Source organism: Paenibacillus sp. 1A_MP2 (assembly GCF_052244825.1).
Classification (GTDB): Bacteria; Bacillota; Bacilli; order Paenibacillales; family Paenibacillaceae; genus Paenibacillus; species Paenibacillus vandeheii.
In genome coordinates this window covers 4,954,802-4,971,775 of sequence record NZ_JBQQCS010000001.1, presented here as the reverse complement: position 1 = coordinate 4,971,775, position 16,974 = coordinate 4,954,802, and the positions used below count along the sequence as shown (strand labels likewise).

The following is a 16,974-nucleotide window of genomic DNA, read 5'->3' as shown; positions in this document are numbered from 1 at the left end:
CTCAAACCAAAGAGCTTCGGAAATGTTAAAAAAAGCAATGATAATCTACTTTTTATCGTTGCCTTTTATTCATTCCCGAATGAAACACGATGGAGAAATGAGATAAAACAATTGACTAAGCCGCAAAATGTTATTATCTTTGATAACGCTACCAATACCTCAAGGAGGGGGAGGAGGGTTACCCATTAAATATTCCAATGTTTTTCGTAAATTTTTAATATCCTACGTGATCATTTTGGTTATACCCAGCATTGGCGGTTATATGTCTTATCTGACTTCGATCTCCGTAACACAGTCCATTTCCATTGAGAATAGTGTTACCCAACTTCAGAAGAGCCAGGAAATACTGGAGGGCCGCATGGCGGAAGTGGAGGGCTTCACCCGACAGCTTGCGGTCAATCAGGAATTGAACGTTCTCATGAATGAAAGGGACAACGAAACCAACGTATATGGGATCTGGAGAACGATGGAGAATGTGTTGACCTTTGGACAGACCAATGATTTTCTGCAAAATTATTATATTTATCTTGCGAATTACAATCTAATTTTGACCCCGGGTTCTTCGTACAGACCGAATCACTATTACACGGATTTCCGTTATAACGACCTTTCGTTGGAAGAATGGATGAAGGACGTGTTGGGGAAGACCCACCGGAGTGAGATTAAACCGCTCAGTTCGTATGTCAGCAGGGGAAAGCAGACCTCGGTGATCACATATATGCAGTCATTGCCTCTGGACAGCTTCAATGATTCTTCACCGGCTGTTGCCGTTGTAATCATTGACGAGAAGATGATTCTCAATCTGTTGTCCAGCCTGAATGACCGATACGGTGGCTGGGTTCATATCAGCGATACGGAGGGCAATACCATTGCGCTGCAGGGGAGCTCCGAGCCCGAGATGGTGAAAATGGCTTCCGACTCTCATTTTGACCCAAGTAGAGTCAGCCAGTTCTATGGGGATGATCTCGTAATCACTACAAGATCCGATAAGAACGGATGGGTATACCAGGCGGGCATCCCCCGTCATGTCCTGATGGAAAATGCAAACAGGATCAAGGGGATGACGCTACTGATTACTGGCGGCACACTGCTCATCGGATTGATGGTTGGACTCGTGCTAGCCTATCGCAACAGTATGCCAATCAATCGACTGTTAAGTGTAATGAAAGAGCAGTTTGGGAAGGATGAATCGGCTCCCAAAAATGAATTTGATTTTTTGAGTGGAAATATTGCGGATATGCTGACCAAGAACAAGCTGCTCGAATCCGAATTGAATCGCCAGCTCCCACTGGTCAGAGATGCCTTTCTGAAGCGGTTGATCTCCGGCGAATTCAAATCACGGGATGAGATTCTTTCCGCCGCCGAACAGGCAGATATTAATTTGTATCCAGGCACGGGGTATGCCGGAATTGTTCAGATTAAGGGGTATGCCAGTATGGACAGCGTTGAGATCCTGAATGAACTGAATGCCTCCCGCCTACTGTTGAAGCAGGCATTGGCTGAACTGGGCGTAGATGTCCTGATGACGGATATGGGCTCGGATAAAGTAGTCATCCTGTTCTTTTCCAAGGAAACTGACCCCCAAATGGATCGTGAAAAGGAAGATATCACGCATACCATGGAGAATCTGGCACAGTATGTGTTCAATGAATACAGGATCACCATCCAGTCCGGATTCGGAAATCTATTTACAGCGTTGACAGAGGTCAGTCTTTCCTTTGATCAGGCCAATCAAGCGCTGGAATATGCAGTCTATATGAACAAAAAAGGCATGATGTGGAACAACGAAACCCAAACCGAAAACACAACTTATTATTATCCGCTGGATTCGGAGCAGCGACTGATTGGCACGATCCGTGCAGGAGAACTTGAAGAGGCCAAACGGATTGTCGAAGCAATAGTTGAGCAGAACATGGAGCAGCGTGAACTGTCCATGGAAATGAAGCATCAACTTGTTGGAGAAATGAAGGGGACTTTTCTCAAGCTGCTGGATCAAAAGGCGTTTACGGAATACACCTCCATCGAGAATGTGAAACGACGGGTTATTGACATTGGTTCCTCGGAGCCGCTCGAAACGATAAAGGCTGAGTTTTATGAAATCATGGAAGAACTGTGCTCCGTTATTGCGAACAAAAAGAAGGATGCCCATATTCAAATCATTAAACAGATCAAGGAATATACTGCGAAAATGTATTCCGATACAGAGCTGACTCTATATCGGGTTGCAGAGCATGTGGAGCGGCCCGAGAAATACATTTCTCAATTATTCAAAGAGTTTACGGGTGTCAATTTCTCTGACCACCTCATCAAAGTCCGAATGGATCAGGCCGTAATTTTGTTAAAAGAGAGCAATTATACGGTGGACGAGATTGCGTCACGGGTAGGTTACAATAGTTCTCACTCATTTAGAAGGGCCTTCAAGCGATTGAACGGCATTTCGCCCAGCGTATTTAGACAATCGGTTGATGATTAAATAAATTCAGGACCCTAAGGCTGTGTTGTCCGTGTTCCGGACAATGCGGTCTTTTTTTACGAAATATGTCTCCATAATGGAAAAATGGCTGTCGTGCTGCGGATTTGTGCCCCCAAAAGCGGGATAACTGTACGTTAAACGGAGGAGGTGTACCTGTTTATGGGACGTCAAAATCGACTATGATCAGATCTAAGAAAGCGCTACCAAAATTAGCGCATCACAGACAGCTGGTAAGGGGGATTGTTCTGGAGAAGGAAATCGTATTGAATCACAAGACAACAACACAGCCAAAGGGACCTGGTTTTCTGACCAATGTCCGCAAAAGAATGATGAAGCACTGGCAGTTACATCTGCTGGTGATTCCGCCCTTGCTATTTTTTCTCATCTTCAAGTATTATCCGATGATCAATGCGGTTCTTGCCTTTAAGGACTATAACGTCATCAAGGGAATATGGGGAAGTGATTGGGTTGGTTTTCAAAACTTTCGTCTGTTCTTTGAGAACCCATTATTCTGGACCCTTGTAAAGAACACCATTTTGCTGAGCGGTTATTTAGTGCTGGCCGGATTTCCAATTCCGATTGTACTCGCACTCATGATTAACGAGGTACGCGGAGCCAAGTTCAAGAAGTTTGTCCAGCTTGTATCCTTTGCTCCCTATTTCATCTCAACGGTCGTGATGGTGTCCATGATTATGCTGTTTCTGGCACCGCGGCTTGGCTTTGTAAACATCGCCATGAATTTCTTTGGACTGGATTCCGTGAATTTTCTGGGTGAGCCGGGCATGTTCCGTTCGATCTATGTCTGGTCCGACATTTGGCAGACTGCGGGCTATAGTGCGGTTATATATTTGGCAGCCCTTGCGGGAATTGATCCCACATTGTACGAAGCGGCCAAAGTGGATGGAGCCTCGCGTTTTCAAAAAATCCGTCACGTGGATCTGCCAGGGCTTGTGCCAACCATTGTCATCATTCTGATTCTGAATGTCGGGAATGTGATGGCAATTGGTTTCGAGAAAGTCTATCTGCTGCAGAATCCGCTCAATCTGGCCAATTCTGAAATCATTGCAACCTATGTCTATCGCGTCGGTTTATTGAATGCCAACTATAGCTTTGCGACTGCGGTGGGGCTGTTCAACTCACTGATCAATCTGGTCTTACTGGTTACGGTGAATGGTCTGGCAAAGAGAGTTACTAAGAATAGCATTTGGTAGGAAAGGAGTTCACCTATGGCTGCAACCGTTCAAACAAAGATTAAAGAGTCCGCTGCGGACAAAACGTTCCTGGTTACTATCTATATTTTGCTCAGTATCGTGGCACTGGTGGTCATTTATCCGCTGATCTTTATCGTCAGCAGCTCCATCAGCAGCCCGGCAGCAGTAACTTCCGGTCGGGTATGGCTCTGGCCCGTAGATATTTCCTTCAACGGCTACAAGGCACTATTCAATACACCTGAAATTCTAATCGGCTACGGTAACTCCATTTTCTATACGGTGGCGGGTACGCTGATCAGCGTAGCGTTGACCATCATGATTGCCTATCCGTTGTCACGCAAAACCTTTTTCGGCAGGAACACCCTGATGATGATCATCACCTTCACCATGATTTTCAGTGGCGGGCTGATCCCCACCTATATGGTGGTAAAGCAGCTTCATCTGATTGACACGCGTTGGGCCCTACTGATTCCAAACGCTATCTGGGTATGGCAGGTGATTATTGCCCGCTCGTTCTTTCAATCCTCTATTCCCGGGGAGCTTCTCGAAGCCAGTGAAATTGACGGCTGCAGTGATATGCGGTTCATCTGGAGTGTTGTACTCCCGTTATCGAAGCCGATCATCGCCGTGCTGGTTCTCATGTATGCAGTGGGGCAGTGGAATGCGTACTTTGATGCCTTAATCTATCTCAAATCGGCAGATCTGTTCCCGCTGCAACTCATCTTGCGAAGTATCATCATTCAAAACAACGGTTCGGGCGCCATGGACGTGGCGAAAATGGTGGAAAGACAGCAGCTTACTGAACTGTTAAAATATTCGTTAATTGTGGTCGCCACTTTGCCTGTACTCGTCATCTATCCATTTGTACAGCGTCATTTTGTACAGGGGATGCTGGTCGGTTCCGTTAAGGGTTGATCTTTGGTTTTGGTGTATGGAGAATAAAAGATATAGAGCGTTCATACGCAAGGGTTCATCGTTTCAAACTGGTAAACTACAAAAGGGAGTGATCAGATTTGAAGAAAAGTATGGTAACGCTAATGATGCTGGTAATGGCATTCACAGTTGTCATGAGCGGGTGTTCCAATGGCAGCTCATCCACTGCACAGTCGGGGAGCTCAGAAGAGGGCGGCAAGGTGAATATCAGCGTGTTTGCGGTTCAGGACTCTAGCATTGATATTCCGACCAATAAATTCACTGCATTTGTGGAAGACAAATTTAATATCAAATTTAATTGGGAGATTAATCCTTCGGACGGGGCCAAGGAAAAGCGGCAAATCTCACTGGCAAGCGGCGACTATCCTGATGCCTATCTGCTTACTCACTATATAGACCAGTTCTCTCAGGCTGATCTTCTGAAGTATGGCAAGCAGGGGGTGCTCGTTCCTTTGAATGATCTCATTGATCAATATGCGCCCAACATCAAAGCGGCCATGGAGAAGAACCCTAATTTGAAAACGCTTAATACAGCACCTGATGGCAATATCTATGGACTGGTTGCGTATACGGAATGTTTCCACTGCTCCTACCCGAGCAAGATGTGGATGAATACCGAATGGCTCAAAAAGCTGAATCTGGAAATGCCAAAGACTACCGAAGAATTCAAAAACGTGCTGCAAGCATTCAAAACACAGGACCCGAACGGAAACGGCAAAGCTGATGAGGTACCGCTGAGTGGTTCCATAGAGGAGTTCGGCGTACGGATTATTCCGTTCCTGATGAACGCATTTGTCTATGATGATGACAGAAACTATCTGCAAATGGAAAATGGAAAAGTTCAATCTGCGGCAATTACACCAGAATGGAAGGAAGGATTGACTTACATCAAGTCCCTCTTTGATGCAGGTCTGATTGACCCTGGTGCCTTCACACAAAACGCAGAAGCTTTCAAAAAAATCGGTGAAAATGCCGATGCAGAAATTCTGGGTGCTGGTGCAGCCATGCATCCCGCGATCTTCGTAAACATCGATGAAGGCAACACTCGCTCGGCACACTATAACCCGCTGCCACCGATTTCTGGACCACAGGGTGTGTCCTATGCGACGCATGATGCGGGCGGTGTATCTCCGGGAGCGAAGTTTGTAATCACGAACAAGGCCAGTGAAGAAGCGCAAATTGCTCTGATCAAAATGGTTGACTACATGTTCACACCAGAAGGCCAAACGAATGGTGCAAGTGGCATGAAGGGAATTGACTGGACTGATCCGGTGGACGGCGATGTGGCACTGGGGAAAGACGTTAAACCTGTAGTCAAACAAATTCCGATGGCTGAAGGTGAAGCACCGCGTAATGCAGGTTGGAGTGGTATGGCTCACTTCTATATGCCCAAAGAATATCGCGATACTTTCGTTCAGGGCACAGATATTTATGCATCCAATGGTTATGAGCGCAGATTATATGACGCATCGCTGTTGTATGAAGGGCATGAGCCCAAAGAGCTGTTCCCTATCTGGTCCGTCTGGATTGATCCAAATGAAATTGACGAAGCCAGCTTGCTGCAAACCAATATTAGAAATTATATCGAGCAAAATGAACTGCAATTCATCACAGGTAACAAGGATCTGAATAAGGACTGGGACGCTTATGTTAAAGGTCTGCAGAATCTGAAGCTTGACCGTTATTTGGAAATCTTGCAAAAGGCCTATGATGTGACCCAGTAATCAAGATACAAATCGAAATCAGGTGCTTATGATAGAGCCGGCACCTGATTTCCTTGTATTTAAGGAGAATCCCAGTTTTAATAACGGAGAAACAAAAAAGAAGGGCGGGATACTTATTCATTCTACTGAACATGGCACAACTGTGAATTCCACCATTGTTAGATTGACCGACTACGGCACCCAGCCAGACTCGGGGCTGGATACCCAGCCGGCCATGGCCCGTGCGATTCAGGCTGCGGCCCAAATTGCTGGTCCCGTTGTGCTGGAATGTGCGAAAGGTACGTATCATTTCTACCCGAAAGAGGCGATTCGAGCGCCCTATTATATTTCGAATACAGCCAGTGAGGAAGAAAACGCTGATATAACGAGGACTATTGGTATTTTGCTGAAGGATCTGGATCAGTTCACAATAGAGGGCAACGGCTCCCTGTTTATTTTTCATGGCAAGCAGACCATGTTCCTGTTAGACGGCTGTTCACATGTGTTGATACGTAATCTACATACCGATTATGACCGACCAACGGTAACCGAGATGAAGATTGTTGGATGTGGCAACGATTTCTTCGATACCGAGGTTCATCCCCATTCTCGCTATGAAATTCAGGATGGTAGACTGACCTGGGTCGGAGAGGGCTGGAGCTTCACAGAAGGCCCCATGCAGACCTTTGACCCGGTGCGGAATACGACCTGGAGAATGGACAACTGGTTGGAAAAGGCCAAGTCTGTCGAAGAGCTCGAACCGATGAAGGTACGTCTTCATTTCGATCATCAACCGATGGTGGTTCCGGGTCATGTCTTGCAGAACCGCGATGGCATTAGGGATCAGGTAGGTGTATTTATTACTCAAAGTTCGAATGTTACTTTTACTGATGTCGGCCTGCATTTTCTGCATGGACTTGGTATTGTAGGTCAATTCAGCGAAAATCTCACCTTCCGCAGGTTGGACCTGTCTCCACGTTCGGAAACGGGAAGAACCGTTGCTGGTTTTGCGGATTTTATCCATATGTCCAGCTGCCGGGGCAAGGTGAAGGTAGAAGAGAGCCGTTTTTCCGGTTCGCATGATGATCCTGTCAATGTTCATGGCACCTACCTGCGAATCATAGAACAGACAGCCGAGAATTCCGTGAAGGTTCGCTTTATGCATCCTCAAACATATGGACTTCCAGGGTTTTATCCAGGAGACAAAATTGAATTTGTTCGTTCCGGTTCCCTTACTACCTATGGAGCTAATGAAGTGCTTGACGTCGTGAGGCTGAATCCGCGTGAGCTGCTGTTGACGCTAGTCCATCCGGTGCCGGATGGCATTGGCAGGCATGATGTGATCGAGAATGTGACGTGGACGCCTGAAGTCGACATTATAAATAATCACTTTGCCCGGGTGCCCACGCGCGGCATCCTTGTGACGACGCGGCGCAAAGTCGCTATTGTCGGCAATACCTTTGAACGGATTCACATGAATGCCATTCTCATCGCCGTAGACGCTGAATCCTGGTATGAGTCTGGACGGGTGGACGATGTGACTATTACGGGTAACCGTTTTGTCGAGTGTGGCAGCGGGGAACATCCTGTGATCTTCATTTCCCCGGAGAACGTGGACGTGGATGCGAGCGCTCCAGTTCACCGACAAGTCACTGTTCGGAACAATCAGTTTGAAACCGACTGCGATATACCGGTTCTAAGCGCCAAATGTACTGGCGGGCTAATCTTTAAGTCGAATGAAATTCTATCCATGCACGAAGTGGGGGAATTACCCCGCATAGAAGAGGTAACCCATTTAATCGCATGCAGTGAGGTAGACATAGCGGACAATACGATCAGTAGTGCAGTAAAGGTGTCTGATTAATTTTTGAATGAGTCATTGGGAGGGAGAGAGAACATGAAATTACAATATGATACACCGGCAGACGTATGGACAGAAGGGCTTCCCATCGGAAACGGCCGTCTGGGCGGCATGATATTCGGCGGAGTGGAGCTGGAGAAAGTCAGCCTGAACGAGGACACCTTATGGTCTGGATATCCAAAGGAAAGCAATAACCCTGGCGCTAAGGATATTCTGCCTCAGGTCCGCAAGCTGATACAAGAGGGCCGTTATACGGAGGCGGATGCCTTAACGAAAGGAATGCTGGGACCGTACACCCAATCGTATCTTCCTTTTGGGGATTTGCTCCTCCGTTTTGACCATGGGGGTATCCATCATTCCTACAAACGTTCGCTGGATGTGGAACATGCACTGCACAGCCTTGAATATCAGGTTGGCAATGTGCGGTATACCCGTGAAATGTTTGCTTCTCATCCCGATCAAGTGCTCGTGCTGCATCTTACCGCTAGTGTTGCGGGAGCGCTGAATGTGCATGCCACGCTGGACAGTCCGCTTCGTCACACAATTTCAGTGCAGGAAGAAAGAGTTGTTCTGGCAGGAACAGCTCCGGAGCATGTAGACCCCAGCTATGTGACAAGCAATGATCCTATCCGATATGGTGAACCCGGCGATAACAAGGGCATGACTTTTGAAGGACAGTTAGCCGTAACGGCAGAGGATGGACAGGTAACGGTGGATGGCAGCGGAATTCATGTGTTGGGTGCAACGACGGCAACCTTTTATTTCAGTGCGGCTACTAGCTTTAATGGGATTCACAAAATTCCGGGAATTGAAGGGAAAGATGCCTCCCTGATTGCTGGCTCCATACTGAAAAAGGCAGCAAACAAATCATACATCGGACTCCGTGACTCCCATATTGCGGATTATCGATTGCTGTTCGATCGGGTCAAACTTCACCTTGGACAATCGCCTGCTTCGGAGCAAATGTCCACTGAGCAGCGAATTACGACTTTTGGGGCAGAAGATCAAGGGCTTGTGGAACTGCTCTTTCATTATGGACGCTATTTGCTCATCTCTAGCTCACGTCCTGGAACGCAGGCCGCGAATCTCCAGGGGATATGGAATGTGTTAACCCGTCCTCCTTGGAGCAGCAATTACACGCTGAACATCAATACCGAAATGAACTATTGGCCAGCTGAAATTTGCAATTTGGCAGAATGCCACGAGCCGCTGTTGGACATGATAGGCAATTTGGCGAAAAACGGAGCCGAGACAGCTCGGGTCAACTATGGCACACGCGGCTGGACAGCCCATCACAATACGGATCTGTGGGGACAGACTGCACCGGTTGGCGATTATGGAGACGGCGATCCAAGCTGGGCGTATTGGCCGATGGGAGGCATCTGGCTGACCCAGCATTTGTGGGAGCACTATGCCTTTAGCGGAGATGAAGCATATTTGCGGGATTCCGCCTATCCTGTGATGAAGGAGGCAGCCCTCTTCGCGCTGGACTGGCTTATTGAGGATGGTAGCGGCAGCCTTGTGACTTCGCCGTCCACTTCGCCGGAGCATAAATTCAGGACAGTAGAAGGTGTAGCTGCGGTAAGTCCGGGCTCTACCATGGACATCTCGCTGATCTGGGAGTTGTTCACGAACTGCATCGAATCCTCCGAGCTGCTTGGAATGGATCAGGATTTCAGGGAAGAGCTGAAGCATACTCGCGAGCGGCTATTGCCACTTCAGGTCGGCAAATACGGCCAATTGCAGGAGTGGTCGAAGGACTTCGAGGACGAGGATACGTACCATCGGCATACCTCGCATCTGGTAGGCGTGTATCCAGGAAGACAGTTGTCCGAAGAGGAGACACCAGAGCTGTTTGCTGCTGCCAGGACCTCACTGGAACGTCGCGGAGACGAGAGCACAGGCTGGAGCCTGGGCTGGAGAGTAGCTCTGTGGAGCCGCTTCCGGGATGGCAATCGATCCTTGCGTCTGCTCTCCAACATGCTTCGATTGGTCAAGGATGGAAGTTCGGAACAGTACAACCACGGCGGCGTTTATGCCAATCTGCTCGGTGCACATCCGCCATTTCAGATTGATGGCAACTTTGCAGCATCTGCGGGCATTGCCGAGATGCTTCTGCAATCGCATCGTCCATATTTGGAGCTGCTTCCCGCATTGCCGGATGCATGGCAGCAGGGAAGTGTGGAAGGACTTCGTGCACGCGGTGGATTTGAAGTAGACATCCGGTGGGACAAGGGGCAGCTTGCGGAAGCGAAGATCACTTCTCTGCAAGGCACAGACTGTGTGCTCCGGTGTAATTCCCGGATTCTCGTAACCTTGGACGGCGTCGTGATTGAGACTCTACGTAATGATGCGAATACCGTAAGTTTCCTGACTTCTGCCGGACAGACGTACGACATTACGTCTGACGAGGAGTTATAAAACAGTAGGATGAAGATGTGTTAAATCGCGATATGGATCGGAAGATCGTTGCATGGAAAACGCTCTATTCTGTCCCTATAATGAGGGCAGACTTGGGTGGGCGGACATTTGACATGTGGTAACCCGCCATCACATCGCATGAGCATGGGCCCACTACAAGTTACAGCATGCAACAATAAGGAGGCATATGATGCTAACTAGCGATACATCTGTACAAGTGCAGCAACAGAGTGACACCTATATCCGCGCGACGAACGGACACCTAAGCCTGGAGATTGATCTGGGTAACGGGGAAGCAGCCTGCATTGCCAGCAATTCATCCCATGTGAAGGGCATTCGCAGCGCTTTTCGCTGGCAGGGACGTGAATACAGCACGGACCATTATCAGAGCCATGAACTGACGACACAGGATGCAATTGTTCGGGAGGGTTTTGGAAAAGGTATCCACTTGGTCGTTCTGCATAAAACATCGATACTGCCGCAACTGGAGCAACATTTCTATATGTACGAATCCTCACCGTTTGTATTGGTGCAAACCGCTATTGTCAGCGATGAAGAGCTTAAGGCGAACCGCATGGCTGTCATTCAGTCCAAAGCCGTATCCCTCGGTGGAGAATCCGGCCAGGATGAACCGAGCATTTTGCGTGTACCGTTTGATAACGATAAATGGGTCAGATATACGGTGGTCAAGCCACCGCTGGATGTAGAGAGCTACGAGGCAACAGCCTTGTTTGCGCCCGACAGCCGTCGGGGAATCGTGATGGGTTCCCTTACGCATAAAGTATGGAAAACAGGGATTTGTATGCAAAGCGAACAAAGTGGACGTATCGAGGCAATTGATCTGTACGGCGGTGCTGTGAGTGAATTGACTCGCGATTCCCAGCCTCACGGTTATGTGAAAGGCAGAAGAGTGGAATCTCCCTTCGTTTTCATCGGTTTCTATGAGGATTACCGTGAAGGTCTCGAAGCCTACGGTCAGGCCAATACCTGGATTGAGGCTCAATTGCCTTGGGAGGGCGGTGTGCCGATCGGATGGAACAGCTGGTCTGCGGCCATGAGTGATTTGGACTATGATCTGTATACAGCGACCAGCGATTTTCTGAAAAATGAAGTGCAGCCGCTTGGATTCCAGAATGAGGATACGTTATACATCAATTTTGATGCGTTCTGGGACAATTTTACACCGGAAGAAATGAAGAATGCACTGGAGCGGGTGCGGCAAAACGGACATCGAGCGGGCACGTACTGGACTCCATTTGCCTTCTGGGGTGGACCTGATCAGTTCGGTCAGGCAGTCGAAGGAACGAACGGAAAATATACCTATGGAGACATTCTGCTTCGTGACAGTGAGGGCGAGATCCTGCCGGATGTGGACGGCGGTCTGGCCATTGACCCGACACATCCTGGCAACCTGCAAAGAATCGACTGGTTCACGGACAAATTCATCTCGGAAGGTTTCGAATATATCAAACTGGATTTCTTGGCGCATGGCTCACTGGAAGGACAGCACCACAATCCGGATATTACAACAGGGATCGCGGCTTATCACTATGGCATGTCTTATTTACAGCATAAGCTTTCGCCAGAAGTAATCGGTCGGCCGTTTTTCATTAACTTGTCCATCGCGCCATTATTTCCATATGCTTTTGCCCACAGCCGCCGTATTTCCTGTGATGTCTTCGGTACACTTGCGGATACGGAATATCTGCTGAACTCGCTGACACACGGCTGGTGGATGAGCAATACGCTGTATCGCTACAATGATCCTGACCATTCCGTGTTGTACAAGAGCTTTAACCAGGAAGCCACCGGCTGGCATGAAGGGCGCAGCCGCCTGACCGCTTCAGTTATTGCCGGTACGGTGCTTCTTCTCGGGGACGACTTCCGCAAAGAGGATGCTGCTGAACGAGCAAGAGCGTGGCTTGGTAACAAGGATATTCTGAATGTCGCTCGTATGGGTAGAACCTTCCGTCCAGTCGAAGGCGATCTTGGGAAGCTGTCTTCTGACGTGTTTGTCCTTGAATCGCCGGAAGAGAAGAGCTTTTATCTGGCTGTCTTCAACTTTGATGCTGCCCAAGCTGCGGTGAAGTCTGTCTCGCTGGAGCGGGCCGGACTAAACGCCAATGCCGTATACAGCTTACAAGATCTGTGGGAAGGCTCCCAAGGGGAAACGTCTGGAGAGCTTGCAGTCTCACTGGAACCCGCAGAATCCAAAGTCTTCAGATTGACTGTGAAGTGAAACTGATCTGGGCGAATTGGCAATTCAGAGCTGTGATTCGGTTTTAGAATAAAAACAAGTCAAACGCGCGCTTTGTATCTCACAGATCGCGCGTTTGTCTGTTTTGGAAATGAACTGGACCGCATATGAGTCTATTTGTAAGATAATCATTTTGGACTGGAGGATATGATATGAACGATTTTACTTTGTGGTATTCAACCCCTGCAGCGGATTGGTCTCAAGGCTTGCCGCTGGGCAATGGAAGAATAGGGGCAGTTGTTATGGCGTCATCGCATCGTGAGGTATGGAAAATGAGCGAGGTCACCTATTGGTCGGGTCAGATTGACCCGGAGCACCCTTCCGGAGGAGGCAAGGCTGCTCTGGAAGAGATGCGCGGTTATTTCTTCGCTGGCGATTATGCTGGAGGAGATCGTCTTGCCAAGCAGCATTTACAGCCAACGAAGCGTAATTTCGGTACTAATCTTGGATTATGTGATGTTGTTATTGAATTTGAGAAGAAGGATTTGGGTTCTGATGAGGGCGGTAGCTTTCAACGAGAGCTGGATCTGACCCAAGCGCTTGCCGGGGCGTTCTGGAAGGATGACGAGACCACGACTCTTCGTGAAGTTTTTGCTTCCCACACTGATGATATAGTGGCCTCCAGAATGTGGAGCGATACGCCAGGTAGCATGTCCTTCACGCTTGGTTTGGAAGGAGGCACGGAATCATTCAAGGTTGTCGCCTTAAATGACAACACGCTCGAATTCCAAGGTCAGGCGACGGAAAATGTACATAGTGATGGGACTTGCGGCGTATGGGCCAAGGGGTTGGTGAAGATGGTTGTTTCCGGGGGGACCATCGCCAGTGGAGAGGGTCGATTGACCGTGACCGAAGCGGATGAGGCATGGATTTATTTCAGTGTAAGTACAGATTATCGACGTACAGATCAGGATTGGGTAACGGAGAACGAGGATACGCTGATGAAGGCTTTAAACAAGGGGTATGCCTTGCTGAGAGAGGATCATATCCAAGACTACAGCGAGCAATATGACAAGGTAGATATTCAGTTAGGGGCCAAAGGGAAATCCGATCTGACTACAGATCAGCGCATTCATTTGTTGGAACAGGGTGGCGGGGATGAAGATCCACAGTTATTCGCCTTGTTTCTTCAATATGGACGGTATCTGACTATTGCGGGCTCTCGCGAGAACTCTCCGCTGCCACTGCATCTCCAGGGAATCTGGAATGACGGTGAAGCGTGCCGAATGGGCTGGAGTTGTGATTATCATCTTGATGTGAATACTCAGATGAATTATTACCCCACAGAGATTACGAATCTGGGGGAGAGCCATTTTCCGTTACTTCGGTATGTTGAGGATCTGGCACAAGCCGGCAGGGAAACGGCACGTAATTTATATGGATGCGACGGATGGGTCGCGCACGTCTTCTCCAATGTATGGGGCTTTACGTTGCCTGGATGGGAGACTTCCTGGGGGCTGAATGTTACAGGCGGATTATGGCTGGCTACACACCTGATTGAGCATTATGAGTACAGTCAGGATCATGTTTTCCTTGAGAATGTGGCCTATCCTGTACTTAAAGAATCCGCGAAATTCTATCTGGACTACATGTGTGAGCATCCTCGGAACGGTTGGCTGGTGACGGGTCCCTCCAATTCGCCGGAGAATCATTTCTATCCTGGTCATTCGAGAGAGGGTGCCCAGCAGCTGTCCATGGGTACGACAATGGACCAGATACTGGTGCGCCGGCTCTTTGAATTCTGCCTCACTTCAGCAAGGCTTCTGGATAGAAATGAGGATTGGGGAAGGGAGCTGGAGGAAGCCATCAGCAAGCTGCCACCTCTACAGATCGGTAAGAAAGGCCAGCTTCAGGAATGGCTGGAGGATTACGAGGAGGTACAGCCGGAGCATCGACATTTATCCCATATGTACGCTCTGTATCCAGACAGTCAGATTACACCAGACCGGACACCGGAACTCAGTGCGGCAGCGCGTGTAACTCTGGAGAACCGCATGCTTCAGGAAGAGCTGGAGGATGTCGAGTTTACAGCTGCCCTGTTTGGCCTGGGTTTTGCAAGGCTGCATGATGGGCAGATGGCCTATAAACAGCTTTCACACTTGATTGGCGGCTTGTGCTTCGACAATCTGTTTACCTATTCCAAATCAGGCATTGCCGGAGCAGAGAGCAATATCTTTGTCGTTGATGGGAATTTCGGCGGTACAGCTGTCATTGCGGAGATGCTGCTGCAAAGTTATGCAGGCGAGATTCATCTGTTGCCAGCGCTCCCGCTGGCTTGGAGCACAGGCTCGATAACGGGGCTGAGAGCGAAAGGAAATGCAGAGGTAGACGCTGTCTGGGACAATGGAAAGCTGATATCTACGACCATTCACACTTTCTCACCGGGAACGTTCACGATTTGTTGGGCGAACAGAGAACGATCCTTCATGCAGAAGCAGGTGAAAGTTACTATTTCAATAGCGAGCTGGAGTTGGTAAAATAACGATCTATACTTGAAAATAACTTTCATTTATACGGACCATGGTCCCACGGGGGAAAAACATATAATAGAGACAGAAAGAGACAAAAGGGAGGGGACGTTGATGTATAGTATTTTTTTGGTGGACGATGAAGAACTGGAACTTGAGATGATGAGGGATTATATCCGCTGGGAAGAGATGGGTATCTATATTATGGGAACAGCGACCAACGGCAGGGAGGCCTTGGAGAAGATCGAGGCCACCCAGCCTGATATCGTCCTTACGGATGTACAGATGCCGATGATGAACGGTATTGATCTGGCGAGAAAGATACAAGAGAGCTTTGACTCGATCCAGGTGATGTTTCTGACCGGACACGATGAATTTCAATATGTAAAATCGGCTATTAACGTAGGAGCTGTGGGATATATGCTAAAGCCGCTCGATCTAAATGAAATTGAAAGCGTTATCAACAAAGTGAAACAGCGTTGTGAGGAAGTTGTAATTAAAAACCGTTCCTTGGAGGCGGCCAAAGCCAACATCCTGAAGGAGTTATCTTACGAAAAAGATGCGGATCGGGCTATCGATCTCGCGCTTGGTTTCAGCCGTCTAACTCGTCAGCCGGAAACCACCCGATATGCAATGGCCTTGTTCAGTATCGATCCCAAGGAGGCCGAAGGGGAACAGCAAAGTCTGGAGGATTGCACAGCTCGGCTGGTGTCTTTTCTTGATCATTTCTTCATGGCGAAGAACCTGAGAGCGACCTTTGTGGATTACAAGGAAGGGGAGACCGGTGTATTTATGGAAGCGGCCCAGCAGCCGGGACACTACGCGTGGGAAGACTTGGCTGAGGCTATCCGTAGTGCCCTGGACTTTACGGTGACGGCAGCTGTAGGGGGACAAGAAGCCGAGTTATCCCATATTCACTGTCTGTACGAACAGACGCGTATCGTTTTGAACGAGCGTTTCTATGAAGGTACAGGTACGATTATTCATGCGGAGACGCTTTCGAATCAGTTTTATACGGAGCATATGCCCCCATTTGAACAAAAGGAATGGTTTGAGGCCATTAACCGCCTGGATTTTGAATGGGCCGCGCAGAAGCTGCACGGGTATATTGAGGGATTGGCGACACTGCGAGTCAAGAAAAAAATCATCTGCGACTGGTCTATAGATCTCGTTAATGAGCTGCTGGAGCAGCTTCATAAGCCTGTTCCGAAGCGGGCGGAGCTGTATCATTCCATCTATAATGCGCTGACTCTGCATGAGATCGAGGATCTGATTCTCGGTACTGCGGAAGATGCCGTGAGCATGCTGGGTGAGCGGTTTATGGACAAAAATGCCAAACTGATTCACAAGGTCCGCACCCTCATCGACCAGAATTACAATCAGCCGATTACCATCAACAGTCTGTCTGATCAGGTATACTTGTCACCAAACTATTTGAGATCCATTTTTAAGGAAAAAACAGGGATGACAATCCACGATTATCTGACACGTATCAGACTGGATAAAGCCAGGGAGCTGCTGGCAGATGGCTCGCTCAAGATTCATGATATCGCGCAGAATGTGGGCTATGAGAGTACGTCCTATTTTATTTCTCTATTCCTAAAGACACAAGGTGTAACACCTAACGAATACAGGAAAAGTATATGA

At 48.4% G+C, this 16,974-nt stretch carries 9 protein-coding genes; all 9 read left to right on the top strand.

The window, feature by feature from the left end; genetic code table 11:
- Positions 1-262 precede the first annotated feature (262 nt).
- The 9 genes from ACTWJ7_RS24155 (at position 263) to ACTWJ7_RS24115 (ending at position 16,974) form a co-directional block, all read left to right on the top strand.
- A complete protein-coding gene (locus tag ACTWJ7_RS24155) occupies positions 263-2,473 on the top strand; it encodes a helix-turn-helix domain-containing protein (RefSeq protein ID WP_301879369.1) in 2,211 nt (736 codons plus the stop codon).
- Positions 2,474-2,799: 326 nt separating this feature from the next.
- The gene (locus ACTWJ7_RS24150) at positions 2,800-3,684 is read left to right on the top strand and encodes an ABC transporter permease (RefSeq protein ID WP_143805411.1); all 885 of its coding nucleotides are present in this window, start codon (positions 2,800-2,802) and stop codon (positions 3,682-3,684) included.
- A gap of 15 nt (positions 3,685-3,699) precedes the next feature.
- Entirely contained in the window at positions 3,700-4,599 is a 900-nt protein-coding gene (locus ACTWJ7_RS24145) for a carbohydrate ABC transporter permease (RefSeq protein ID WP_024629273.1), read from the top strand.
- A gap of 98 nt (positions 4,600-4,697) precedes the next feature.
- Positions 4,698-6,341: an extracellular solute-binding protein gene (locus ACTWJ7_RS24140; RefSeq protein ID WP_094937746.1), complete on the top strand. Its 1,644-nt coding sequence runs from the start codon at positions 4,698-4,700 to the stop codon at positions 6,339-6,341.
- A 28-nt stretch (positions 6,342-6,369) separates the two neighbouring features.
- Positions 6,370-8,184 (top strand): alpha-1,3-galactosidase-related protein, encoded by a 1,815-nt coding sequence (locus ACTWJ7_RS24135; RefSeq protein ID WP_301879367.1) that lies wholly within the window; start codon positions 6,370-6,372, stop codon positions 8,182-8,184.
- Between the two features lie 33 nt (positions 8,185-8,217).
- Complete coding sequence (locus tag ACTWJ7_RS24130) at positions 8,218-10,602, top strand: glycoside hydrolase family 95 protein (RefSeq protein WP_301879365.1); 2,385 nt, start codon at positions 8,218-8,220, stop codon at positions 10,600-10,602.
- Between the two features lie 187 nt (positions 10,603-10,789).
- Positions 10,790-12,841: an alpha-galactosidase gene (locus ACTWJ7_RS24125; RefSeq protein ID WP_301879364.1), complete on the top strand. Its 2,052-nt coding sequence runs from the start codon at positions 10,790-10,792 to the stop codon at positions 12,839-12,841.
- 170 nt (positions 12,842-13,011) lie between these two features.
- The gene (locus tag ACTWJ7_RS24120) at positions 13,012-15,336 is read left to right on the top strand and encodes a glycoside hydrolase family 95 protein (protein ID WP_443145951.1); all 2,325 of its coding nucleotides are present in this window, start codon (positions 13,012-13,014) and stop codon (positions 15,334-15,336) included.
- 105 nt (positions 15,337-15,441) lie between these two features.
- Positions 15,442-16,974, top strand: a complete 1,533-nt coding sequence (locus ACTWJ7_RS24115) for a response regulator (protein ID WP_301879360.1) — start codon at positions 15,442-15,444, stop codon at positions 16,972-16,974.

Bases quoted from the DNA above. Each gene is read 5' to 3' on its own strand.
- ACTWJ7_RS24135 (WP_301879367.1), top strand. From the start codon at position 6,370: ATGATAGAGCCGGCACCTGATTTCCTTGTATTTAAGGAGAATCCCAGT.
- ACTWJ7_RS24150 (WP_143805411.1), top strand. From the start codon at position 2,800: ATGATGAAGCACTGGCAGTTACATCTGCTGGTGATTCCGCCCTTGCTA.
- ACTWJ7_RS24115 (WP_301879360.1), top strand. From the start codon at position 15,442: ATGTATAGTATTTTTTTGGTGGACGATGAAGAACTGGAACTTGAGATG.
- ACTWJ7_RS24145 (WP_024629273.1), top strand. From the start codon at position 3,700: ATGGCTGCAACCGTTCAAACAAAGATTAAAGAGTCCGCTGCGGACAAA.
- ACTWJ7_RS24130 (WP_301879365.1), top strand. From the start codon at position 8,218: ATGAAATTACAATATGATACACCGGCAGACGTATGGACAGAAGGGCTT.
- ACTWJ7_RS24120 (WP_443145951.1), top strand. From the start codon at position 13,012: ATGAACGATTTTACTTTGTGGTATTCAACCCCTGCAGCGGATTGGTCT.
- ACTWJ7_RS24155 (WP_301879369.1), top strand. From the start codon at position 263: ATGTCTTATCTGACTTCGATCTCCGTAACACAGTCCATTTCCATTGAG.
- ACTWJ7_RS24125 (WP_301879364.1), top strand. From the start codon at position 10,790: ATGATGCTAACTAGCGATACATCTGTACAAGTGCAGCAACAGAGTGAC.